The sequence below is a fragment of the Streptomyces kanamyceticus genome (assembly GCF_008704495.1).
GTDB lineage: Bacteria > Actinomycetota > Actinomycetes > Streptomycetales > Streptomycetaceae > Streptomyces > Streptomyces kanamyceticus.
Genome location: NZ_CP023699.1, coordinates 4,464,731 through 4,489,018 on the forward strand (window position 1 = coordinate 4,464,731; position 24,288 = coordinate 4,489,018).

The following is a 24,288-nucleotide window of genomic DNA, read 5'->3' on the forward strand; positions in this document are numbered from 1 at the left end:
GCACTGCACGTGATGGAAGCTCTGCCTCTGGGAGTCCCGTGTACCCACACGTCGGGGTTGACGCCTCGGGCCTGGCTACGCTGCGCGCAACGGTCATCGACCGCTTGCGCGGCTTCGTCCCCACCGCGTACGCCGTCCCCGCCGTCCCCGCCTTCGCCGTCCCCGCACCCGCCGGGCCCTGCTATGTCCTGGCGGACGGCGGTGCGGCAGTCAGCAGACGGGCCCGTTCCGGCTCTGCCGCCACCGCCTCTACCCCCGCACCTCGCCGTCCCGCAGCGGACAGCGACAGCGCCCGCATGATGGACCTCGTCGAACGCGCCCAGGCCGGCGAGTCCGACGCGTTCGGCCGCCTCTACGACCAGTACAGCGACACGGTCTACCGCTACATCTACTACCGCGTGGGCGGCAAGGCGACCGCCGAGGACCTCACCAGTGAGACCTTTCTGCGCGCCCTGCGCCGCATCGGCACCTTCACCTGGCAGGGCCGCGACTTCGGCGCCTGGCTGGTCACGATCGCCCGCAACCTGGTCGCCGACCACTTCAAATCGAGCCGCTTCCGCCTCGAAGTGACCACCGGCGAGATGCTCGACGCCAACGAGGTCGAGCGCAGCCCCGAGGACTCCGTCCTGGAGTCCCTCTCGAACGCGGCACTCCTCGAAGCCGTGCGCCGACTCAACCCCCAGCAGCAGGAGTGCGTCACCCTGCGCTTCCTCCAGGGCCTCTCCGTCGCGGAGACCGCGCGGGCCATGGGCAAGAACGAGGGCGCGATCAAGACCCTCCAGTACCGCGCGGTGCGCACCCTGGCCCGTCTCCTCCCGGACGACGCGCGCTAGCGCTCCGTAATGCCCAACTCACCATCCGTGGCGGCCAGATGGCCGCCACGGCCCTTCCTCGATTCTTCGCGGTCCGATCATCTTTCGTCCGTAACCCAAGTGCCGAGACGCTCGTTGTGCGGGATGCAGGCTCCCTGTGGTCGCTCTCTGGCTACCTCTGCTCACTCGATCGTGTGCATGTGGTCAGGAGATGCAACCCTCAGGACCCCCTGGGGAGTCGACCGTCATGACGAGAGGAGGTGCCGCCAGTGATCGCGAACGTATCGGCCCACCGGCGGGCGAACGCCTTCGCCCAGGCCCTGGAGGAGCATTCCGACCAGGACCCGGCGGCCGAGCAGTCCGAAGAATCCACCACAGACCCCGGCCCACCCGAACCAGCCGCGCACGGCCGCATGCTGGCCGTGGCCGATGCCCTCGACGAGCTGCCCAAGCCTCAGCTCGACCCCGAGGTCAAGGTGGTCCAGCGCGCACAGCTGGTCGCCGCGATGGAGGCCATGTTCCTGGAGGGTGCCACCCCCGCGGTTCCCGAACAGCGCTCCCGCAAGGGAGCCCACCGAGCCTCCCTGCGGAAGCTGCGGCCACGATCCCGCCTGTCCAAGGGCATCGCGGCGGGCGGCCTCACCGTCGGCGTCGCGGCAGGAGCGTTCAGCGGCGTAGCAGCCGCCAGCTCCGACGCCCTCCCCGGCGACTCGTTGTACGGCCTCAAGCGCGGCATGGAAGACCTCAAGCTCGGCATGGCCGACGGCGACTCCGACCGAGGGCAGATCTACCTCGACCAGGCGTCGACCCGGCTGAACGAGGCCCGCAGACTCATGGAGCGCGGCCGCGCGGGCGCCCTCGACCACGAGTCGCTCGGCGAGATCAGGCGCGCCCTCTCCGGCATGAGGTACGACGCCACCGAGGGCCACCGCCTGCTCCACGAGGCGTACCAACGCGACGGCTCGCTCGGCCCCATCCAGGCACTCTCCTCGTTCTCGCAGTCGCACCGCGAGAGCTGGAGCGACCTCCAGGGCCGCCTCCCGGTCCAGCTGGGCGACGTGGGCGAAGAGGTCAACTCCGTCTTCGACGCCATAGACCAAGAGGTCGACCCGCTGCGCAGCCTGCTGCCACGGCCTCCTGCGAAGGGCGGGGCGCCCGGCCGGGCGCCCCGGAGCTCCCAGGGCGACGAAGGCCGCGAGCGGCACCCCTCCCAGGGCGCCGAGGGCACCGGCAGGCACCGCGGCAGCGCGGAGCACGACAGCAAGCCGAAGCCCGCCGAGTCGAAGAGCCAGAGCGAGGGCCTGCTCGGCGGCGCGGGCGGCCTGCTCGACCCGCCGTCCGAGAAGAAGTCCACCCCGCCCCCCTCCTCCGACGGCGGGAGCAAGCCCGGCAAGGACAGCTCCACGGCCAAGCCGGACGTCACGCTGCCCCCGGTCCTGCCCGGCCTGCTGCCGGAGCTGGGCATCGACAGCGAGGACGTGAAGTAGCGCGCGGCGGTTTTCCGTACGTCGATGGGGCGCTCTCCCCCGTGGGAGAGCGCCCCATCGACGTATGCCGTCTCTGTACGCCGTGGCTATTTGTCGCGGCTAGAAGAACACCGAACGCCGCTGCACCAGCAGCTTGTACAGCGAGTGCTGGATCTGCTCGCGCACCTGATCGGTCAGGTTGAACATCAGCATCGGGTCCTCCGCCGCCTCCGGCGGATATCCGTCCGTCGGGATCGGCTCCCCGAACTGGATCGTCCACTTCGTCGGCAGCGGCACCGCGCCCAGCGGACCGAGCCACGGGAACGTGGGCGTGATCGGGAAGTACGGGAACCCGAGCACCCGCGCCAGGGTCTTCGCGTTGCCGATCATCGGGTAGATCTCCTCCGCCCCGACGATCGAGCACGGCACGATCGGCGACCCCGTGCGCAGCGCCGTCGAGACGAAGCCGCCGCGCCCGAACCGCTGCAGCTTGTACCGCTCGCTGAACGGCTTCCCGATGCCCTTGAAGCCCTCCGGCATCACCCCGACGAGCTCGCCCCGCTCCAGGAGCCGCTCCGCGTCCTCCGCGCAGGCCAGGGTGTGCCCCGCCTTGCGGGCGAGCTCGTTGACCACCGGCAGCATGAAGACGAGGTCGGCGGCGAGCAGCCGCAGATGCCGTTCCTGGGGATGGTTGTCGTGCACGGCGACCTGCATCATCAGGCCGTCGAGCGGCAGCGTCCCCGAGTGGTTGGCGACGATCAGCGCCCCGCCGTCGGCGGGGATGTTCTCGATGCCCTTCACCTCGACCCGGAAGTACTTCTCGTAGAAGGGCCTGAGCAGGGACATCAGGACCTGGTCGGTGAGCTCCTCGTCGTAGCCGAAGTCATCGACCTCGTACTCCCCGGTGAGCCGCCTGCGCAGGAACGAGAGCCCGCCCGCGATCCGCCGGTCCCACCCGCCGCGGCGCGGCCCCGGCACGGCCCCGCCCGGCCCCCGCACCGCCCGCTCCGTATCGGCCTGCCCGTCCAGCGGTCCGTCGTCCTGCTGCCCGTCCTGCTGTCCGGGCAGCGCCTTGACCTCGCTCACCGCCACGGGATCGCCCGCGCGCCGGGGCGCTGACCTGCGGCGCGCGGAGCGCTGCGCACTCCCGCGCGAACGGTCGTCGTCGAACGGAATGACCTTGGCGTCCGCCATCGTTGACGCTCTCCTCAGTTGGCGCTCTGGTGGCCGCCCGCGAGGGGCAGCGCGGCGATCCGGTCGACTGCCCCCGCGAGGGCACTGGGCGGCAGGAGTCCGGGACCCCGGCTGCGTACGAAGTCCGCGAAGGTCTCCGCGGTCGTGTACTTCGGCCTGAACCCCAGTGTCTCGCGCATCTGCCGGGTGGCCACGACCCTGCCGTGGGTGAGCAGCCTGATCTGCTCCGGCGAGAAGTCCGTCATGCTCAGCGTGCGCAGCGCGGAGCCGACCCAGGTGACGGCCGGCAGGAACAGCGGGACCGTGGGGCGGCCAAGCCGCCGCGAGCACTGCGAGAGCAGCAGCTGGCCGTCGCCCGCGATGTTGAACGTGCCGCTGTTGAGCGTGGCGCGCCGCGGTTCGTGCGAGGCGAGGCGGAGCACCTCGATCGCGTCGTCCTCGTGGACGAACTGGAGGCGCGGGTCGTAGCCGAACACGGTCGGCAGGACCGGCAGCGAGAAGTACTCGGCGAGCGGGGACTCCGCGGCGGGCCCGAGGATGTTCGCGAAGCGCAGCACGCACACCGCGACGTCGGGACGGCGCCGCGCGAAGCCGCGCACATAGCCCTCGACCTCGACGGTGTCCTTGGCGAAGCCGCCGCTGGGCAGGGACTTGGGGGGCGTGGTCTCCGTGAAGACGGCGGGGTCGCGCGGCGCCGAGCCGTACACGCTGGTGCTCGACTTCACCACGAGCCGCTGCACGGTCGGCGACTTCTGGCAGGCGCCGAGCAGCTGCATGGTGCCGATGACGTTGGTCTCCTTGACCGTGCCCCGGCCGCCCCTGCCTATCGCGGTGGCCGTCACGTCCATGTGCACGACCGTGTTCACGGCGTACTCGGCGAGCACCTTGGCGATCGCGGGCTGCCTGATGTCGGCCTGGACGAAGTCGGCGCCGCCCAGATGGTGCTCGGGCGGGACCGCGTCGACGGCGATCACCCGGTCGACCTCGGGATCTCGCTGGACGCGCCGGACGAACCGTCCGCCCAGCTGCCGGGCCACTCCGGTCACGAGCACGACCTTGCCCAAGATCAGCGCCTGCCTTTCCCCAACCCCACGTGTGTCACGGCCCACGCTAGCGGGTGGATGTTGCGCTGTGATGACTGTGCGCTGCGGGAAGTGACGACGGACACAGGTGAACGTACGGACCAAGTTGCCCGGGTACCCGCCGCATGCCCTGAAAAACAGCGAAGCCCTCCCGCCGAACGGCGGGAGGGCTTCGAAACACGCTGTTACAGCGGCCGCTTACTTCTTGTTGCGACGCTGAACGCGAGTGCGCTTCAGCAGCTTGCGGTGCTTCTTCTTGGCCATCCGCTTACGCCGCTTCTTGATAACAGAGCCCACGACTACCCTCGCTCACTTCTCTTCACTAAGTGCGGGGCAGCAGACTGGGCCCACACGACCTACGTCGGCCTAGCCTACCCGCCCCCGCGTGAGGGACGTAATCGAGGTCCGATGGCCCCTGCTGGACCCTTGCGGCGAGGGGCCCGAAGGCCCCTGCGCTCAACCTGCCTCGACCCCCACATACGACTCGCGGAGGTACTCGTGAACCGCCTGCTCCGGAACCCGGAAGGACCTTCCGACCCGGATGGCGGGCAGATGACCGCTGTGCACCAGCCGGTACACGGTCATCTTGGACACTCGCATCACCGAGGCGACTTCCGCCACGGTCAGAAACTGAACCTCGTTCAGCGGCCTCTGCTCTGCAGCCATGACACCCCACCTGAACCTTCCGCACATGACGGGCACCGGCTTCCCCTTCCGGTGACTCTTCGTCTCTGCGCGCTCACTCCCCAGACTAGGGGCGGATGATGCGAGTGGGGAAGAGGAGTAGCGATCGGCCGCCTACTGTGACAGACACGCTCGATTGAGTACATAGCGAGTAAGCGGTCGGTAGTAATCAGACCGCACAGCGTCATCAAGCGGAACGACGACGGACACCTGCCCCTCGGCCTCTCCGACGAACAGCGCGGGATCGTCCGTATCCGCCAGACCGATCGCCTCAAACCCCAGCTGACCTGCTCCGCAGACCCATCCGTGGTCCCCGACGACCAGCTCGGGAAGCGGTCCGCCGGCCTCCGCAGCGGCGTCCAGGACCGCTCGAACCGGGAGTGGTGAGTGGGTGTGTGCGCCGGTGCCACTCCCGGCGGGACGCACGCCGGGTTCGCGCACCAGCGCGACTCCTTGTACGTAGTCAAGGTTGTACGTGCGTAGGCCAAACCGGGTCGTTATGTCGACACTGTTGCCCTGCGCGGGGGTGAGGACGGTGCATCCCGCCGCCGACAACGCGTCCGCCAACGCGGCGTAGAACCCGAGGAGTCGGTGCGGATGACCGGTCCCGAAGAGCACGGGGAGCCGCCGCCGCGCCGCGTCCGCGAGCCGCTCGGAGAAGGCGTCGAGCGCCGTCAACGTCCGCTCGGGATCGATGACATCGGCTCCCGTAGTGTGCCGCGGGTCCGCCGAGACCCCGCACTTGTCGGCCATCAGCCGCAACAGATCACCGGGCCCCCAACACCACTCGGGGTCGAGCCCGAGGAGTATCCGGGGGTCCCGCGCCGCGAAGAGCCGATAGCTCCGCAGACTCTCTTCCCGCGAGGTGGCCACAGGCCCGGCCAACCGAGCCGCCAACAGATGCGCCCGCAGCGCTCCGGTGCTCAACACGCAGCCGATGCTGCTGCATCACGACCCTCGCAACCCGAAAAACCCCGAAAAACCCCCACAGTTGGGCTAACAGGACCACAATGCGGCACGCTGTCCCAGCCCTTCGGGCGTGCAGTCATCAGCCCCTCCGTCGCGGAGGTAATTCAGCCCCTCCGGCGTTTGAGGAGCGGGGTCTGGGGCGGAGCCCCAGGATCGCCGAGCACCCCGGCACCGACCCAAGCGTCAAGCCAGCAGCCCTCGCAGAGGAAACACGGCCCGCCGAGCCGCAAGCACGGCCTGATCAAGACGGTCGGCGGGGTCATAACCCGACTCCCACCCCTTCCAGCCCACCGGCCACCGCCCATCCGTCATCCGCCCCGGCCCCAACTGCCGCGTCCGCGCATACACTTCCTGCCGCCAGCTCTCGGGAATCATCGCCGTGGGCTCGACCGGCCGCCCCGCGGCGATGCCGACCAGATGCGCCCACGACCGCGGCACCACGTCCACCACGGCGTACCCCCCGCCCCCGAGCGCGACCCACCGCCCCTCGGCGTACTCATGGGCCAGCTCGTGACAGGCGACCTGCACGGCCCGCTGCGCGTCCAGCGATACGGCGAGGTGGGCGAGCGGATCCTCGAAGTGCGTGTCGGCCCCGTGCTGCGTCACCAGGACCTGTGGCCGGAACTCCGCGAGCAGCTCGGGCACCACGGCGTGGAACGCCCGCACCCAGCCCGCGTCCCCGGTCCCCGCGGGCAGCGCGACATTGACCGCCGAACCCTCCGCGACGGACCCCGCGCCCGTCTCCTCGGGCCACCCGGTCCCGGGGAAGAGCGTCCGCGGATGCTCGTGCAGGGAGACGGTCAGCACCCGGGGGTCCTCCCAGAACGCCGCCTGCACCCCGTCACCGTGATGCACGTCCACATCCACGTACGCCACACGCTCCGCGCCCAGTTCGAGCAGCCTGGCGATGGCCAGCGCGGCGTCGTTGTAGACGCAGAAGCCCGACGCGGCCCCGGGCATGGCGTGGTGCAGCCCGCCCGCGAAGTTCACCGCGTGCAGGGCCTCGCCGCGCCACACCGCCTCGGCCGCTCCCACCGACTGCCCGGCGATCAGCGCGGAGGCCTCGTGCATCCCGGCGAAGGCCGGATCGTCCTCCGTACCGAGGCCGTACTCCCCGAGCGCGGACTCGGGGTCGGCGGACGCGGCCTTGACCGCGTCCACATAGTCCTCGCGATGCACGAGCCGCAGCGTCGAATCACCGGCACGCTTGGCCGCGACCACGTCCAGCTCCTGGTCGAGCCCGAAGGCACCGACGAGACTTCGGGTCAGCGCGAGTCTCACCGGGTCCATGGGGTGACCCGGGCCGAAGTCATAGCCCGTTACTGCTTCGTCCCACATCAGCTGTGCGCGGCCGCTCATGCCCGTCACCGTATCGGTCCGCTTCCGGGGCGAAGGAGCGGGCGTACAACAAGGTCACGAGCACCAACACCATGGGAACGAGCATGGCCCCCCGGTAGTTCCACGCGTCCCCGAGCCCGCCCACCAACGGTGAACCGATCAGGAAACCCACGTAGTTGAAGACGTTCAGCCGCGCGACCGCCGAGTCCGAAGCCCCCGGGAAGAGCCGCCCCGCCGCGGCGAAGGTCTGCGGCACGATCACACAGAGCCCGAGCCCGAGGACCGTGAACCCCGCGATCCCCACCCACGGCCCGGGCGCCACCGCCACGACCGCGAACCCAAGGGCGGCCACCACGGACCCCGCCCGCACCACCGCCACGGCCCCGAACCGCCGCACCCCCAGGTCCCCGAGCCCCCGCCCCACCAGCGTCATCACCATGTAGACGTTGTACGGAACGGTCGAAAGCTCCTCCGAGCTCCCGAGCACGTCCTGCAAGTACTTCGCACTCCAGTTGGAGACCGTCGAATCCCCGATGTACGCGAAGCTCATGACGAGGCACAGCGGCAGCAGCAGCTTGAAGACAACAGGCCCGCCCTTGCCCGCGCCCGCCGGGGCGTCACCGTCCGCGTCTCGCGCCCCGGCATCGACGTACCACCGGCTGCCGACCAGCGCCGCGGGCAGCAACACCACGACGACCGGCAGATAGGACACGAAGAGCGACAGGTCCCAGTGCGCCCCCGCCCACGCGAGCGAGGCCCCCGCGATCCCGCCGAGGCTGTACGCGGCGTGGAAACCGAGCATGATGCTCCGCCCGTACGCCCGCTGCAGACTCACCCCGAGCATGTTCATGGACGCATCGAGCGCACCCACCGAAAGCCCGAACGCCCCGAGCGCCACGGCCACGTGCCACATGGCGTCCCCGGCACCGACCCCCAGCAGCGCAAGCAACACGACGGGCTGCGACCACCTCAGCACCACACTGGGCGGCACCCGCTTCACCAGCTGTTCCGTGCATACGCTCGCGACGCCCGCCAGCACCGGGACCGCGGCGAGGAAGACCGGCAGCAGCCCGTCGGATATCCCGTACCGGTCCTGGATCGCCGGAATCCGCGTCACCAGCAGGGCAAAGGTCACTCCCTGCACCAGGAAGCCGAACGCCAGCGAGGCCCTGCCGCGCCGCAGCACATCTGTCATGGCTGCAGAGCGTAGGGCCCCGGCCTACCCGTGGGTAGGTGGATCACTCAACCAATTTCAGCGCCCCTGAACACCGTGCGCGCTCTCGACATCCGCCTCGACCAGCTGCTCCATGGGTCCGACGGCCAGTCGGCCACTGACCACGATGGTCAGCGTGATCGTCACCGCGGCGATCACCCCGCCCATCGCCACCATGGTGTCCACGGGCAGCGTGTACGCCCCCACGATCCGCGCCACGGCCTCCCCGAAGAGCCCCACGCCCCACACGACGGAGAACGTCCGCTCCAGCCGCGCGAACCGCCCGCGCCGCGCGCTCAGCCGCTCCCAGGCCGCGATCCGGGCCGCGTTCCCCTTGGTCACCCACGGCTTGAGCCCCGCGGTCATCAGCGGCCGCCCCGCGAACACCGACACGAGCACGGCGAGCCCGACCGTCCCGGTGATCCCGCTGTCCTTGGCCAGCATGAGCCGCGGATCACCGGCGATGAGGCTCAGCAGCAGCCCCACGACGTTGGCGGTCAGGATCAGCGCGGCGAGCCCGTTGACCCGCCGGTCCTTCACAAGACCCCACACCGTCCGCCCGGCCGGCACGACACTGCTCCAGGCCAGCGCCGCCATGGTCCCCATCCCGAAGCCCTTGCTGAGCAGGTAGTACGAGGCGGTGGGCACGATCGCGTCAAGGACCAGCGGCTTCAGCGACTCGATCCGCGCCTTGCGGGCTTCCGCACCTGCGGCGACGGGGGTGGTGGCGGTGGCGGCCGGGATGACCTTGGCAGGGGCCTCGGTAGCGAGCTGGCTCATGATCGCGTTCCTCCGTCGTAGCTGTGTGCGTCCCGTTCGTTCGCGACTTCCTTCGCGACACACACAGCTTCGCCTTCGGCCCCTGTCCCCCGACAGAAACGATCGTCCGGAGCTGGCAGTGACAAATGTCAGCCAGGCCCCGCGTGCCCTGTCACACCCGCGTCATCGCAGCAGGTCAGCCAACTCCCGCAGGTCTCCGAAGAGTTCGGTGGCCCCGCCGAGCCGCTCGGCGGGCGTCATAGCGGTGAACCCGTAGACATCCATCCCGGCCGCCACGGCCGCCTGCACACCCAGCGGACTGTCCTCCACGACCACACACCTCCCGGGCGCCACGCCCATGCGCTCGGCCGCGTGCAGGAAGAGATCCGGCGCGGGCTTCCCCCGCCCCACGTCCTGCGAGCTGAAGACCCGCCGCTCGTCGAAATACGTGTCGAGCCCGGTCTTCCGATGCCCGACCCGAATCCGCTCGTGACTCCCGGAGGAGGCAAGACAGTAGGCCACCCCGTCGGCGCTGAGCTTCTCAAGGACCTCCAGGGCCCCGTCCACGGGCGTCAGCTCCCGCTCGAAGGCGGCGAACACCCGCCCGTGAAAGACCTCGTCGAAGTCCGCGGGCAGCCGCTCCCCACTCCGCTCGAGGATCAGATCGTGTACGCGATGCACGGCAGCGCCCATGTAGTCGCGCAAGGAGTCTTCGTACGACGTGGGGTGCCCGAGCTCGGTCAGATAACCGGCGAGGATCGTGTTGGAGAGCGGCTCACTGTCCACGAGGACGCCGTCATTGTCGAAGATGACCAGGTCGTATCGCATACGACGACCCTAAGCCTTCCGAACTCTTCGGAAATTGGTCCGGAAATTGGCCTGGAACGCAGAAAACCCCCGCACCGAATGGTGCGGGGGTTTTCTCTACAATGAGTTCGGCGGCGTCCTACTCTCCCACAGGGTCCCCCCTGCAGTACCATCGGCGCTATGAGGCTTAGCTTCCGGGTTCGGAATGTAACCGGGCGTTTCCCTCATGCTATGACCACCGAAACACTATGAAACTGACAACCGCACCGCATGTGACCTTATGCGGGGTTGTTCGTGGTTTCAGAACCAACACAGTGGACGCGAGCAACTGAGGACAAGCCCTCGGCCTATTAGTACCAGTCACCTCCACCCGTTACCGGGCTTCCAGATCTGGCCTATCAACCCAGTCGTCTACTGGGAGCCTTAACCCCTCAAAGGGGGTGGGAATACTCATCTCGAAGCAGGCTTCCCGCTTAGATGCTTTCAGCGGTTATCCTTTCCGAACGTAGCCAACCAGCCATGCCCTTGGCAGGACAACTGGCACACCAGAGGTTCGTCCGTCCCGGTCCTCTCGTACTAGGGACAGCCCTTCTCAATATTCCTACGCGCACAGAGGATAGGGACCGAACTGTCTCACGACGTTCTAAACCCAGCTCGCGTACCGCTTTAATGGGCGAACAGCCCAACCCTTGGGACCGACTCCAGCCCCAGGATGCGACGAGCCGACATCGAGGTGCCAAACCATCCCGTCGATATGGACTCTTGGGGAAGATCAGCCTGTTATCCCCGGGGTACCTTTTATCCGTTGAGCGACGGCGCTTCCACAAGCCACCGCCGGATCACTAGTCCCGACTTTCGTCCCTGCTCGACCCGTCGGTCTCACAGTCAAGCTCCCTTGTGCACTTACACTCAACACCTGATTACCAACCAGGCTGAGGGAACCTTTGGGCGCCTCCGTTACTCTTTGGGAGGCAACCGCCCCAGTTAAACTACCCATCAGACACTGTCCCTGATCCGGATCACGGACCGAGGTTAGACATCCAGCACGACCAGAGTGGTATTTCAACGTTGACTCCACGAACACTGGCGTGCCCGCTTCAAAGTCTCCCACCTATCCTACACAAGCCGAACCGAACACCAATATCAAACTGTAGTAAAGGTCCCGGGGTCTTTCCGTCCTTCTGCGCGAAACGAGCATCTTTACTCGTAGTGCAATTTCACCGGGCCTATGGTTGAGACAGTCGAGAAGTCGTTACGCCATTCGTGCAGGTCGGAACTTACCCGACAAGGAATTTCGCTACCTTAGGATGGTTATAGTTACCACCGCCGTTTACTGGCGCTTAAGTTCTCAGCTTCGCACGCCCGAAAGCGCACTAACCGGTCCCCTTAACGTTCCAGCACCGGGCAGGCGTCAGTCCGTATACATCGCCTTACGGCTTCGCACGGACCTGTGTTTTTAGTAAACAGTCGCTTCTCGCTGGTCTCTGCGGCCACCCCCAGCTCAGACAGTAAATGTCATCACCGGTGATGGCCCCCCTTCTCCCGAAGTTACGGGGGCATTTTGCCGAGTTCCTTAACCATAGTTCACCCGAACGCCTCGGTATTCTCTACCTGACTACCTGAGTCGGTTTAGGGTACGGGCCGCCATGAAACTCGCTAGAGGCTTTTCTCGACAGCATAGGATCATCCACTTCACCACAATCGGCTCGGCATCAGGTCTCAGACTTCATGCAAGGCGGATTTGCCTACCTCACGTCCTACACCCTTACCCCGGGACAACCATCGCCCGGGCTGGACTACCTTCCTGCGTCACCCCATCACTCACCTACTACAAGTCTGGTCCGTCGGCTCCACCACTTCCCTCAACTCCGAAGAGATCGGGACGGCTTCACGGACTTAGCATCGCCTGATTCGATGTTTGACGCTTCACAGCGGGTACCGGAATATCAACCGGTTATCCATCGACTACGCCTGTCGGCCTCGCCTTAGGTCCCGACTTACCCTGGGCAGATCAGCTTGACCCAGGAACCCTTAGTCAATCGGCGCACACGTTTCTCACGTATGTATCGCTACTCATGCCTGCATTCTCACTCGTGAACCGTCCACCACTAGCTTCCGCTGCAGCTTCACCCGGCACACGACGCTCCCCTACCCATCCATACAGGCGTTGGCCCTATTGTATGAATGACACGACTTCGGCGGTACGCTTGAGCCCCGCTACATTGTCGGCGCGGAATCACTAGACCAGTGAGCTATTACGCACTCTTTCAAGGGTGGCTGCTTCTAAGCCAACCTCCTGGTTGTCTGTGCGACTCCACATCCTTTCCCACTTAGCGTACGCTTAGGGGCCTTAGTCGATGCTCTGGGCTGTTTCCCTCTCGACCATGGAGCTTATCCCCCACAGTCTCACTGCCGCGCTCTCACTTACCGGCATTCGGAGTTTGGCTAAGGTCAGTAACCCGGTAGGGCCCATCGCCTATCCAGTGCTCTACCTCCGGCAAGAAACACACGACGCTGCACCTAAATGCATTTCGGGGAGAACCAGCTATCACGGAGTTTGATTGGCCTTTCACCCCTAACCACAGGTCATCCCCCAGGTTTTCAACCCTGGTGGGTTCGGTCCTCCACGACCTCTTACAGCCGCTTCAACCTGCCCATGGCTAGATCACTCCGCTTCGGGTCTTGAGCGCGCTACTAAATCGCCCTATTCGGACTCGCTTTCGCTACGGCTTCCCCACACGGGTTAACCTCGCAACACACCGCAAACTCGCAGGCTCATTCTTCAAAAGGCACGCAGTCACGAGACACCAAGCAAGCTTGATGTCCGACGCTCCCACGGCTTGTAGGCACACGGTTTCAGGTACTATTTCACTCCGCTCCCGCGGTACTTTTCACCATTCCCTCACGGTACTATCCGCTATCGGTCACCAGGGAATATTTAGGCTTAACGGGTGGTCCCGCCAGATTCACACGGGATTTCTCGGGCCCCGTGCTACTTGGGTGTCTCTCAAACGAGCCGCTGATGTTTCGACTACGGGGGTCTTACCCTCTACGCCGGACCTTTCGCATGTCCTTCGTCTACATCAACGGTTTCTGACTCGTCTCACAGCCGGCAGACTGTAAAAGAGAGATCCCACAACCCCGTATGCGCAACCCCTGCCGGGTATCACACGCATACGGTTTGGCCTCATCCGGTTTCGCTCGCCACTACTCCCGGAATCACGGTTGTTTTCTCTTCCTGCGGGTACTGAGATGTTTCACTTCCCCGCGTTCCCTCCACACTGCCTATGTGTTCAGCAGCGGGTGACAGCCCATGACGACTGCCGGGTTTCCCCATTCGGAAACCCCCGGATCAAAGCCTGGTTGACGACTCCCCGGGGACTATCGTGGCCTCCCACGTCCTTCATCGGTTCCTGGTGCCAAGGCATCCACCGTGCGCCCTTAAAAACTTGGCCACAGATGCTCGCGTCCACTGTGCAGTTCTCAAACAACGACCAACCACCCATCACCCCGAACCAGCAGATTCGAGTGCACTGGGGTCGGCACTGAAGGCAGCCGAAAACCGGCCGTACCTTCAGATACCCAACAGCGTGCCCGACCCGACCCATCAACCTTCACGTTCCACGCCGAAGCAGTACTAGTGAAGCCAACCGATCGTGCCGAGTAGTCAACGTTCCACCCATGAGCAACCAGCATCAGACGTTCGCTGATGAACTGGCCTCTGACCAACCAGAGGTTGGTAAGAAGTGCTCCTTAGAAAGGAGGTGATCCAGCCGCACCTTCCGGTACGGCTACCTTGTTACGACTTCGTCCCAATCGCCAGTCCCACCTTCGACAGCTCCCTCCCACAAGGGGTTGGGCCACCGGCTTCGGGTGTTACCGACTTTCGTGACGTGACGGGCGGTGTGTACAAGGCCCGGGAACGTATTCACCGCAGCAATGCTGATCTGCGATTACTAGCAACTCCGACTTCATGGGGTCGAGTTGCAGACCCCAATCCGAACTGAGACAGGCTTTTTGAGATTCGCTCCGCCTCGCGGCTTCGCAGCTCATTGTACCTGCCATTGTAGCACGTGTGCAGCCCAAGACATAAGGGGCATGATGACTTGACGTCGTCCCCACCTTCCTCCGAGTTGACCCCGGCAGTCTCCTGTGAGTCCCCATCACCCCGAAGGGCATGCTGGCAACACAGAACAAGGGTTGCGCTCGTTGCGGGACTTAACCCAACATCTCACGACACGAGCTGACGACAGCCATGCACCACCTGTATACCGACCACAAGGGGGGCACCATCTCTGATGCTTTCCGGTATATGTCAAGCCTTGGTAAGGTTCTTCGCGTTGCGTCGAATTAAGCCACATGCTCCGCTGCTTGTGCGGGCCCCCGTCAATTCCTTTGAGTTTTAGCCTTGCGGCCGTACTCCCCAGGCGGGGAACTTAATGCGTTAGCTGCGGCACCGACGACGTGGAATGTCGCCAACACCTAGTTCCCACCGTTTACGGCGTGGACTACCAGGGTATCTAATCCTGTTCGCTCCCCACGCTTTCGCTCCTCAGCGTCAGTAATGGCCCAGAGATCCGCCTTCGCCACCGGTGTTCCTCCTGATATCTGCGCATTTCACCGCTACACCAGGAATTCCGATCTCCCCTACCACACTCTAGCCTGCCCGTATCGACTGCAGACCCGGGGTTAAGCCCCGGGCTTTCACAACCGACGTGACAAGCCGCCTACGAGCTCTTTACGCCCAATAATTCCGGACAACGCTTGCGCCCTACGTATTACCGCGGCTGCTGGCACGTAGTTAGCCGGCGCTTCTTCTGCAGGTACCGTCACTTTCGCTTCTTCCCTGCTGAAAGAGGTTTACAACCCGAAGGCCGTCATCCCTCACGCGGCGTCGCTGCATCAGGCTTTCGCCCATTGTGCAATATTCCCCACTGCTGCCTCCCGTAGGAGTCTGGGCCGTGTCTCAGTCCCAGTGTGGCCGGTCGCCCTCTCAGGCCGGCTACCCGTCGTCGCCTTGGTGAGCTTCTACCTCACCAACAAGCTGATAGGCCGCGGGCTCATCCTTCACCGCCGGAGCTTTCAACCCTCTCCCATGCGAGAGAAGGTGTTATCCGGTATTAGACCCCGTTTCCAGGGCTTGTCCCAGAGTGAAGGGCAGATTGCCCACGTGTTACTCACCCGTTCGCCACTAATCCACCCCGAAGGGCTTCATCGTTCGACTTGCATGTGTTAAGCACGCCGCCAGCGTTCGTCCTGAGCCAGGATCAAACTCTCCGTGAATGTTTTCCCGTAATCGGGACGACACACACGAGAGCGGAACCAAGGAGAGGAATAATCTCCCGGTTCACAGCGTCCTCGCTGTGCTGCCTGCACGACCGAGGCCGTACAGGACTTCTTCAAAGGAACCTCAACTCACCGAAGTGAGTCGGGGTATCAACATATCTGGCGTTGACTTTTGGCACGCTGTTGAGTTCTCAAGGAACGGACGCTTCCTTTGTACTCACCCTCTCGGGCTTTCCTCCGGGCGCTTCCCTTCGGTGTTTCTTTTGTTCTTACGTTTCCGACTCTATCAGACTCTTTCGTGTCCGACTTCCTCGGTGCCTTTCCGGTTCCCGCTCCGGCCTTTCGGCTTTCGCGTTTCCCTTTCCGGCGGTTCCGACTCTATCAGATCCTTTCGGGCCTGACTCCCAGTCGAAGTGGGGCTGTCTTTGCGGCTGTTGGGCCGTTCCGACGAGTGAGACTTTAGCGGAATCCTGGCTCCCGACCTAATCGGGGGCGTCCTCTCGAACGCGGATTCCTCATTTCGCAAATACGCATGAAAACAATCCGAAGACGGATCCCATGAGGGAACACGACGTCGATCGCTTGAATGGTTCTTGCGGAATGGCCGCCCGGGGACCGACCAAGTGGTCGACGCTCACGTCGGGCAACTCGGAGAACACTACGTACCGGCCCGGGGAGTGTCAACTCCAGGACGGAGGGGCCCCTGGAGGACTACCCTGGGCCGCATGACAACGCATGCGTGCACCCAACTGTGGTGGGCCGCCTGACGGCGGCCGGACCCACGCATGCGCATGACGGCCGCCGCTTCGGCGGCCGTTCTCGTTTCTCCCCCTGGAGGACCCGGAGCCCGGTCGTCGGGCAGGCGGTCCTGACCAGGAGGCGGAGAGATGAAGCGGATCTTCAGCGGGATCAAGCCCACGGGGCACCTGACCCTGGGGAACTACCTGGGAGCCGTCCGGCGGTGGGCTGAGGTCGATCAGCACCAGGCCGACGCCCTGTTCAGCGTGGTCGACCTGCACGCACTGACGGTAGAGCACGATCCTGGCCGGGTGCGCAGGCTCAGTCGGCAGGCGGCGACGCTGCTGCTCGCGTCGGGGATCGATCCCGGCCTCGCCACCGTGTTCGTACAGAGCCACGTCGACGAGCACGCCCGGCTCTCCTATCTGCTGGAGTGCGTGGCCACGGACGGCGAGATGCGCCGGATGATCCAGTACAAGGAGAAGTCGGCGCGGGAGCGGAGCCGCGGCGGGAGCGTGCGGCTGTCCCTGCTCACCTATCCCGTACTGATGGCGGCGGACATCCTGGCGTACGGCGCGGACGAGGTGCCGGTCGGGGACGACCAGACCCAGCACGTGGAGCTCACCCGGGATCTCGCGGTGCGGTTCAACCAGCGGTACGGACAGACGTTCGTCGTGCCGCGGGCCACGCCGCCCGAGGTGGCGGCGCGGGTCATGGACCTCCAGGACCCGGCGTCGAAGATGGGCAAGTCCCACGAGGCCGGTGCCGGGATCGTCTATCTCCTCGACGAGCCCGACGTGGTGCGCAAGAAGATCCTGCGGGCCGTCACGGACAGCGGCACCGAGGTCGCCTACGACCGGGAGTCCAAGCCGGGCGTCACGAATCTGCTGGAGATCCTGGCCGCTTGCGAAGGTGGGAACCCAGAAGCCTTGAGCGGTGTATATGAGTCGTACGGCGCACTGAAAAAGGACACCGCCGAGGCCGTGGTGGAGCTGCTCAGGCCCGTGCAGGAGAGGCACAAGGAGCTGGTGGCTGATCCCGCGTATGTAGAGGAGGTGCTGCGGCAGGGGGCCGAGCGGGCCAGAGAGATGTCCCGGCCGACGGTGGACCGCGCCTATCGGGCGATCGGGCTGCTGCCGCCGGTGAACGAGGCGCGGTAGGCGCGCGGGCTGGTGGTGAGGCGCGATGCGAAGTGCTGGCGCATCGTGACTTCGCTGCCGAAGCCCGCGCGGCGGGCCACCTCCGGCATGGGCAGGTCGGTGCGTTCGAGGAGTTTCTGCGCGGCCGCGATGCGCTGGTCCAGGAGCCAGCGGAGCGGGGTCGTGCCGGTCGCCGCCGTGAAGTGGCGGGCGAAGGAGCGCGCCGACATGCCCGCGCGGGTGGCGAGGTCGGTGACGGTGAGCGGTTCGTGGAGGTGACGGAGGGCGTATTCGCGTACGGAGGCGAGGGCATCGGCGTCGCGGTCGGCGCGCGGGGTGGGGTGCTCGATGAACTGGGCCTGGGTGCCGGTGCGGAAGGGCGCGGTGACCATCGAGCGGGCGACGGTCGCGGCGGCTTCCGAGCCGTGTGCGGTGCGGACCAGGTGCAGGCACAGGTCGATGCCCGCGGCGGTGCCTGCCGCGGTCCAGATGTTGCCGTCCTCGATGAAGAGGGCGTCGGGTTCGACGGAGACAAGGGGGTAGTGCGCGCGGAACAGGTCGACGAGGCCCCAGTGGGTGATCGCGCGACGGCCGTCCAGAAGTCCGGCCTGGGCCAGGGCGAAGGCGCCGCCGCAGAGTGCCGCGATGGTGGTGCCGCGTGCGTGGGCGCTGCGCAGGGCGTCCAGTACGGGTTCCGGGGCGGATGTCAGATGGTCGTCCAGGCCGGGGACGACGATCAGGTCCGTGCCGGTCAGCCGGTTCAGCCAGGTGAGGCCGCGGTCGGGGGTGAGGGTGAGGCCGCCCCTGATCGGTACGGGCGCGGGGTCGGCGGCGACGCGGCGGAGGTCGAAGGCGGGCACGCCCCGTTCCGTGCGGTCGGTGCCCCAGACCTCCGTGATGACGGAGACGTCGAAGGCACGGATGCCGGGGAAGGCGAGGAGGGCGATGCGTTGGGGCACGGGTGGCAGTAAACCATCGGTCGCTGGCTTTCGGACCTCTGGGGCGGAGGGTGCGGGAGCGGCAGCATCGTGGGCATGGAGATCGCAGAGAACGCAGCGCTGGTCGTGATCGACGTACAGAAGGGATTCGAGGAGGAGGAGTTCTGGGGACCGAGGAACAACCCCGGGGCCGATGACAACATCGCCTCGCTGATCGACACCTGGCAGGCGACGGGGCGGCCGGTCGTGTTCGTCCGTCACGACGCGTCGAAGCCGGTGTCGCCGTTGCGGCCGGGGTACGTGGGCAACGACTTCAAGGAGTACGTCGAGCAGCGGCGCGGGAAGGGGGCCGGGACCGAGCTGCTCGTGACCAAGACCGTGAACTCGGCCTTCTACGGGACGCCGGATCTGGACGCGTGGTTCAAGGAGGCGGGGATCTCGCAGTTCGTGGTGACCGGGATCCAGACCAACATGTGCGTGGAGACGACGGCTCGGATGGGAGGGAATCTGGGGTACGAGGTGCTGTGTCCGCTGGATGCCACGCACACGTTCGACCTGGTGGGGCCGTTCGGCTGGCGCCTCGACGCGGATGAGCTGGCGCGGGCCACGGCGGTCTCGCTCCATGGCGGCCGCTTCGCCGCGGTCGTCTCCACGGAGGAGATCCTGGCCGCGGCGCGGTGAAGGGCGGGCCGGTCCGCCACGGCGTACCGGCCCTGTCAGGTCATGCGTTGTTGCCGGACGCCAGTTCCCTGCTGCGGTCGCGGGCCGCTTCGAGGGCTGCGATGAGGGCGGCGCGCACTCCGTGGTTCTCGAGTTCGCGGATGGCGTTGATCGTCGTGCCCGCGGGAGAGGTGACGTTCTCGCGGAGCTTCACCGGGTGCTCGCCGCTGTCGCGGAGCATGACGGAGGCGCCGACGGCGGCCTGGACGATCAGGTCGTGGGCCTTGTCGCGGGGGAGGCCGAGGAGGATGCCCGCGTCGGTCATGGCTTCGACCAGGAAGTAGAAGTAGGCGGGGCCCGAGCCGGACAGGGCGGTGCAGGCGTCCTGCTGGGTCTCGGGGACCCTCAGCGTCTTGCCGACGGCGCCGAAGATGTCCTCCGCGTGCGCCAGTGCGTCGCCGGTCGCGTGGCTGCCCGCGGAGATGACGGACATGCCCTCGTCGACGAGTACGGGGGTGTTGGGCATGACGCGGACGACCGGGGTCTTCTCGGCCAGCCGCTCTTCGATGAAGGCGGTGGTGATGCCCGCGGCGGCGCTGATGACGAGGCGCTCGGCGGTGACGTGCGGGGCGAGTTCGTCGAGGAGCTTGGCCATGTCCTGCGGCTTGCAGGCGAGGATCAGGGTGTCGGCCTGCTTGGCGGCGTCGGCGTTGCTGACGGGGGTGACGCCGTAGCGGGTGCGGAGCTCGTCGGCGCGTTCCTGGCGGCGGGTGGTGACCAGGAGGTCGGCGGGGGCCCAGCCGCCGCGGATCATGCCGCTGAGCAGGGCCTCGCCGATCTTGCCGGTGCCGAGGACTGCGACTTTCTGGCTCGTGGTGCGGCTCATGAGCGGGGGCCTCCGGGGTTGCGTCGTCCGGTGGCCATCCTCGCATTGGGCCGGTGGCGGGGGCGGGCGCGTCCGGCAGGCGGACGGGTCAGGCGGTGCGGCGGCGGAGGGTGGCCGCGCCGAGACCGAGGACCAGGACGGCGCAGGCGGCGACGATGACGGCGTCGCGGACGAAGGCGCCGGTGACGGAGGGGTGGTGGAGGACTTCGTTCATGCCGTCGACGGCGTACGACATGGGAAGGACGTTGGAGGCCCATTCCAGGACCGGCTGCATGGTGGAGCGCTGGGCGAACAGGCCGCAGAGCAGGAGCTGGGGGAAGATCACCGCCGGCATGAACTGGACGGCCTGGAACTCGGAGGCGGCGAAGGCCGAGACGAAGAGGCCGAGCGCGGTGCCGAGCAGGGCGTCGAGCAGGGCGACCAGGAGCAGCAGCCAGGCCGATCCGGTGACGTCGAGGCCGAGGGCCCAGAGGGCGAGGCCCGTGGCGAGCGCCGACTGGACGATCGCGAGGACGCCGAAGGCGAGGGCGTAACCGGCGATGAGGTCGCCCTTGGCGAGCGGCATGGCGAGGAGGCGTTCGAGGGTGCCCGAGGTGCGTTCGCGCAGGGTGGCGATCGAGGTGACCAGGAACATCGTGATGAGCGGGAAGATGCCGAGGAGCGAGGCGCCGATCGAGTCGAAGGTCGCGGGGCTGCCGTCGAAGACGTAGCGCAGGAGCAGCAGCATCACGCACGGGACGAGGATCATCAGGGCGATGGAGCGCGGGTCGTGGCGGAGCTGGCGCAGTACGCGGGCGGCGGTGGCGAAGGTGCGGTAGGCGTTCATCGGGTGCTCCGGGGGCCGGGTCTTCAGATCAGCGCTGGGTGTTGGCTACGGGGTGTTGGTTCTCGGGGTGGGTTGCGGCCTGGTCCACGAGGTGGAGGAAGGCGGCTTCGACCGTCTCGGCGTGGGTGCGGGTGCGGAGTGCGTCGGGGGTGTCGTCGGCGAGGATCTCGCCCTCGCGCATGAGGAGGAGCCGGTGGCAGCGCTCCGCCTCGTCCATGACGTGGGAGGAGACGAGGATGGTGGCGCCACGGTCGGCGGCGATGGCGTGGAAGAGGTTCCACAGGTCGCGGCGGAGCACGGGGTCGAGGCCGACGGTCGGCTCGTCGAGCACGAGGAGTTCGGGGGCTCCGATGAGGGCGACGGCGAGGGAGACGCGGCTGCGCTGGCCGCCGGAGAGGTTTCCGGCGAGGGAGTCGGCGTGCGAGGTGAGGTCGACGTCGTCGATGGCGCGGGTGACGTGTTCGCGGCGGCGTTCGGTGGCGCCCCTGCCCGGGTCGAGGACGGCCGCGAAGTAGTCCAGGTTCTGGCGGACGGTCAGGTCGTCGTAGACGGACGGGTCCTGGGTGACGTAGCCGATGCGGGAGCGCAGGGCGGGGGCGCCCGCCGGGTGGCCGAGGACCTCCAGGCGTCCTGTGACCTTGGCCTGGGTGCCGACGACCGAGCGCATGAGGGTGGACTTGCCGCAGCCGGAAGGCCCGAGGAGGCCGGTGATCTGGCCGCGCGGGACGGTGAAGTCGAGGCCGCGCAGGACGGTGCGGGGGCCCCGGATGACGGTCAGTCCCGCGGCCAGGACGGCGGGGCTCTTGTTATTCACCATGTGATGAATAATCCTCCGCGTCCCCGGACCCGTCAAGGCGCCGCACACCCGCGCCGCGCACCCGCGTCACGCACCCACGCCCAGGCCGCGCGCCCCCAACGCCTCCGGGTTCACGCACCCGTAACTCCGGGCCGCCGCGCGATCAACTCCCTTACGTGACAATGGGTTTCAGTGCCACGGGCCTCCCCCGCCCCGGCGCTCGACGCCCACGCATCTCCCGTACGCGTTCGTTCTCCACGCGTACCGCCCCGGAGGTGCCCCCTTGTCTCCCTCACCCTCGCCTCTCACACCCTCGCCCCTCACACCCTCATCCCCCTCCCGTCGCCCCTCGCGGGCCGATCTCGCCGCCTCTCTCGTCGTCTTCCTCGTCGCGCTCCCCCTCTGCGTGGGCGTCGCCGTGGCGTCCGGTGTGCCCGCCGAGCTCGGCATCGTGACCGGCATCGTCGGCGGGCTCGTCGCCGGTGCGCTGCCGGGCAGCAGCTTGCAGGTCAGCGGGCCCGCCGCCGGTCTGACCGTGCTGGTGTACGAGGCCGTGCACACCTATGGGCCCCGCGCGCTCGGTGTGCTCGTGCTCGCCGCCGGACTGCTGCAGATCGCGATGGGCGCGCTGCGGCTCGGGCGGTGGTTCCGGGCCGTCTCCGCCGCCGTGGTGCAGGGCATGCTCGCGGGGATCGGGCTCGTACTGATCGCCGGGCAGCTGTACGTGATGGGGGACCTGACCGCGCCGGCCGATCCTGGCGGGAAGATCACCGGGTTCGCGGGCCTCGCGGGCGCCGCCGAGCCCGCCGCGCTCGCCCTGGGCGCGGGCACGGTCCTGGTGCTGGTGCTGTGGCCGCGCTGGCGCGCCGCCGCGCGGATCCTGCCCGCTCCCCTGGTCGCCGTCGCCCTGGCCGCCGCGGCCACGGCGCTGCTCCGGCTGCCCGTGCGCAGGATCGAGGTGCGGGGCCTGCTGGATGCCGTCCGGGCGCCGGGCACGGACGAGTTCGCGCGCCTCACGGAAGTGGGCGTGATCGGGACCGTGCTCGCGTTCGCGCTGATCGCGTCCGCCGAGTCGCTGTTCAGCGCGGCGGCGGTGGACCGGCTGCACCAGGGGCGGCGCACGGACTACGACAAGGAGCTGATCGCGCAAGGCGCGGGGAACACCGTCTGCGGGATGCTCGGCGCGTTGCCGCTGACCGCCGTGATCGTGCGCAGCGCCGCGAACGTACGGGCCGGGGCCAGGACCAAGGCGTCGCGGATCCTGCACGGCGTGTGGCTGCTGCTCTTCGCGGCCGCGCTGCCCGCCGCCCTCGGGCTGATCCCGGTGGCGGCGCTGGCCGGGCTGCTCGTGCACGCGGGGTGCAAGCTCGTTGCCGTACGGGAGCTGGGGCCGCTGTGGCGTGAGCATCGTGGTGAGGCGCTGGTGCTCGCGGTGACCGCCGGGTCGATCGTGGCGGCGGATCTGTTCAAGGGGGTCCTGATCGGGCTCGCGGTCGCGGTCGGCAAGACGGCGTGGGACGTGAGCCATGTGCATGTGGAGACCGAGGACCGTGGCGCGGCGGGACTGACCGTACGGGTGATCGGCAACGCCACGTTCCTGCGGCTGCCGAAGCTGCTCGACGCGCTGGAGGCGCTGCCTGCCGACCGTCCCGTACGGCTCGATCTCGAAGGGCTACGCCATGTCGACCTGGCCTGCGCCGCCGCGCTGGAGAGCTGGTCGGCGCGGCGGGGACGGTTTCGCGTGCCGGAAGCAGGGCGGGAGGCCGGGTGTGATCAGGACGCGGAACCGGTATCCGACCCGGTACCCGTACCGGTATCGGGTGTCGCGTCCGATGCGGGCCGGATCGCGACCAACAGGTCCACCACGTAACTCTCCTCGACGACCCCGTCCGGGAAGACCTTGAGCAGCTCGGCGCGCTCCTGGGCGACGAATTCGGCCGTGCGCTCCGCGCCGATGACCAGGAACGCCGAGTGCGTCCCGATGTTGGCGAGGTGGGTGTCGAGGGGGACGCGGCGGCTCCAGCGCACCTGGTCGCGGCGGAAGTCCAGCGCGGTCGTCAGGGCGCCGACGCTGTGCCTGGTGCGGTCGGCGGTGTGCCGTGCGCCGTCGTCCATGCCGAGGTGGCGGGCGATGCGGGCGCTCTGCGCGGCGAGCCAGGGCGTGTCGGGGTCCGTGATGTTCCACCACAGGGCGAGGGCGCCGCCGGGCCGCAGCACGCGCAGGGCCTCGGGAACGGAGCGTTCCTGATCGGTCCAGTGCCAGGCCTGGGCGTAGGTGATCAGGTCGGCGGTGCCGTCCGCGAGCGGCAGCGCGTTGCCGTCGCCGCGTACGACGGGGACGTGCGCCAGCGTGCGGCGGAACTGTTCCGCCATGCCGTCGCCGGGCTCGACCGCGACGACGTCCGCGCCGCGCTCGACGAGCAGGGCGGTGGCGATGCCGGTGCCCGCGCCGACGTCCACGACGCGCGCGCCCGCGAGGCGCCGCCCCGTCAGGCGTTCGACGGAGTCGAGGAGGGCGGGCGGATAGGAGGGGCGGTTCGCCGCGTACTGGGCGGCGGCCGCGTTGAAGGAGTGGGCGCGGTGGGAGGGGGCGGACGTCATGGGGGCATCCTCACGCCGTTGAGACCGGATGATCCAGCCCTTTGCCGTCGCTTCAGTCCTTGCGCCGCTTCAGCCCTTGCGTCGCTTCAGTCCT

Annotated in this window: 19 protein-coding genes and 3 rRNA genes; 5 read left to right on the forward strand and 17 right to left on the reverse strand. The window is 67.4% G+C overall.

Translation table 11 applies throughout. The features are described from left to right. Positions 1-38 precede the first annotated feature (38 nt). Positions 39-833 (forward strand): ECF subfamily RNA polymerase sigma factor, BldN family, encoded by a 795-nt coding sequence (locus tag CP970_RS18635; protein ID WP_055549425.1) that lies wholly within the window; start codon positions 39-41, stop codon positions 831-833. Positions 834-1,081: 248 nt separating this feature from the next. After that, complete coding sequence (locus CP970_RS18640) at positions 1,082-2,299, forward strand: DUF5667 domain-containing protein (RefSeq protein WP_150493571.1); 1,218 nt, start codon at positions 1,082-1,084, stop codon at positions 2,297-2,299. Between the two features lie 99 nt (positions 2,300-2,398). Here the strand turns inward: CP970_RS18640 and CP970_RS18645 are convergent, their stop codons facing one another. From CP970_RS18645 to CP970_RS18700, 12 genes are all read right to left on the reverse strand, one after another. Continuing rightward, positions 2,399-3,472 (reverse strand): lysophospholipid acyltransferase family protein, encoded by a 1,074-nt coding sequence (locus tag CP970_RS18645; protein ID WP_150493573.1) that lies wholly within the window; start codon positions 3,470-3,472, stop codon positions 2,399-2,401. Between the two features lie 14 nt (positions 3,473-3,486). After that, on the reverse strand, positions 3,487-4,536 hold the full coding sequence (locus CP970_RS18650) for an NAD-dependent epimerase/dehydratase family protein (protein WP_055556694.1): 1,050 nt from the start codon (positions 4,534-4,536) through the stop codon (positions 3,487-3,489). A gap of 216 nt (positions 4,537-4,752) precedes the next feature. After that, the gene (locus CP970_RS18655) at positions 4,753-4,851 is read right to left on the reverse strand and encodes a 30S ribosomal protein bS22 (protein ID WP_003948845.1); all 99 of its coding nucleotides are present in this window, start codon (positions 4,849-4,851) and stop codon (positions 4,753-4,755) included. 159 nt (positions 4,852-5,010) lie between these two features. Beyond that, positions 5,011-5,220, reverse strand: coding sequence for a helix-turn-helix domain-containing protein (locus tag CP970_RS18660; protein WP_157877867.1), 210 nt, complete (start codon positions 5,218-5,220; stop codon positions 5,011-5,013). 132 nt (positions 5,221-5,352) lie between these two features. Further along, positions 5,353-6,168: a phosphatase gene (locus CP970_RS18665; protein WP_055556699.1), complete on the reverse strand. Its 816-nt coding sequence runs from the start codon at positions 6,166-6,168 to the stop codon at positions 5,353-5,355. Between the two features lie 222 nt (positions 6,169-6,390). Then, entirely contained in the window at positions 6,391-7,566 is a 1,176-nt protein-coding gene (locus CP970_RS18670) for an acetoin utilization protein AcuC (protein WP_055556706.1), read from the reverse strand. After that, complete coding sequence (locus tag CP970_RS18675) at positions 7,517-8,740, reverse strand: MFS transporter (RefSeq protein WP_150493575.1); 1,224 nt, start codon at positions 8,738-8,740, stop codon at positions 7,517-7,519. The genes CP970_RS18670 and CP970_RS18675 overlap by 50 nt, the downstream gene beginning before the upstream one ends. A gap of 57 nt (positions 8,741-8,797) precedes the next feature. Continuing rightward, on the reverse strand, positions 8,798-9,538 hold the full coding sequence (locus tag CP970_RS18680) for a VC0807 family protein (RefSeq protein WP_224058513.1): 741 nt from the start codon (positions 9,536-9,538) through the stop codon (positions 8,798-8,800). Between the two features lie 162 nt (positions 9,539-9,700). Continuing rightward, on the reverse strand, positions 9,701-10,345 hold the full coding sequence (locus CP970_RS18685; RefSeq protein WP_055555653.1) for an HAD family hydrolase: 645 nt from the start codon (positions 10,343-10,345) through the stop codon (positions 9,701-9,703). Between the two features lie 105 nt (positions 10,346-10,450). Then, positions 10,451-10,567 (reverse strand): 5S ribosomal RNA (rrf, locus tag CP970_RS18690). Between the two features lie 87 nt (positions 10,568-10,654). After that, positions 10,655-13,779 (reverse strand): 23S ribosomal RNA (locus tag CP970_RS18695). A 302-nt stretch (positions 13,780-14,081) separates the two neighbouring features. After that, a 16S ribosomal RNA gene (locus CP970_RS18700) occupies positions 14,082-15,607 on the reverse strand. Together the 16S, 23S and 5S rRNA genes form the textbook arrangement of a ribosomal RNA operon. Before the next feature lie 890 nt (positions 15,608-16,497). Here CP970_RS18700 and trpS point away from each other — a divergent pair. Then, the gene (gene trpS, locus CP970_RS18710) at positions 16,498-17,508 is read left to right on the forward strand and encodes a tryptophan--tRNA ligase (RefSeq protein ID WP_055548005.1); all 1,011 of its coding nucleotides are present in this window, start codon (positions 16,498-16,500) and stop codon (positions 17,506-17,508) included. Here the strand turns inward: trpS and CP970_RS18715 are convergent. Next, positions 17,463-18,455, reverse strand: a complete 993-nt coding sequence (locus CP970_RS18715; protein WP_055548009.1) for a GlxA family transcriptional regulator — start codon at positions 18,453-18,455, stop codon at positions 17,463-17,465. The two genes, trpS and CP970_RS18715, sit on opposite strands and share 46 nt — an antisense overlap. Before the next feature lie 66 nt (positions 18,456-18,521). On the opposite strand from CP970_RS18715, the gene CP970_RS18720 reads away from it, so the two are divergent. Then, a complete protein-coding gene (locus CP970_RS18720; protein ID WP_055548003.1) occupies positions 18,522-19,106 on the forward strand; it encodes a cysteine hydrolase family protein in 585 nt (194 codons plus the stop codon). Between the two features lie 40 nt (positions 19,107-19,146). On the opposite strand, the gene proC is transcribed toward CP970_RS18720, so the two are convergent. From proC to CP970_RS18735, 3 genes are all read right to left on the reverse strand, one after another. After that, a complete protein-coding gene (proC, locus tag CP970_RS18725; RefSeq protein WP_055548001.1) occupies positions 19,147-19,971 on the reverse strand; it encodes a pyrroline-5-carboxylate reductase in 825 nt (274 codons plus the stop codon). A gap of 88 nt (positions 19,972-20,059) precedes the next feature. After that, complete coding sequence (locus CP970_RS18730; RefSeq protein WP_055547999.1) at positions 20,060-20,797, reverse strand: ABC transporter permease; 738 nt, start codon at positions 20,795-20,797, stop codon at positions 20,060-20,062. 28 nt (positions 20,798-20,825) lie between these two features. After that, positions 20,826-21,614 (reverse strand): ABC transporter ATP-binding protein, encoded by a 789-nt coding sequence (locus CP970_RS18735; RefSeq protein WP_055547997.1) that lies wholly within the window; start codon positions 21,612-21,614, stop codon positions 20,826-20,828. A 262-nt stretch (positions 21,615-21,876) separates the two neighbouring features. Here CP970_RS18735 and CP970_RS18740 point away from each other — a divergent pair, with 262 nt between their 5' ends. Continuing rightward, complete coding sequence (locus tag CP970_RS18740; RefSeq protein ID WP_055547995.1) at positions 21,877-23,463, forward strand: SulP family inorganic anion transporter; 1,587 nt, start codon at positions 21,877-21,879, stop codon at positions 23,461-23,463. Here the strand turns inward: CP970_RS18740 and CP970_RS18745 are convergent. Continuing rightward, complete coding sequence (locus CP970_RS18745) at positions 23,367-24,194, reverse strand: class I SAM-dependent methyltransferase (RefSeq protein WP_055547994.1); 828 nt, start codon at positions 24,192-24,194, stop codon at positions 23,367-23,369. The genes CP970_RS18740 and CP970_RS18745 overlap by 97 nt on opposite strands. Positions 24,195-24,288: the final 94 nt, after the last annotated feature.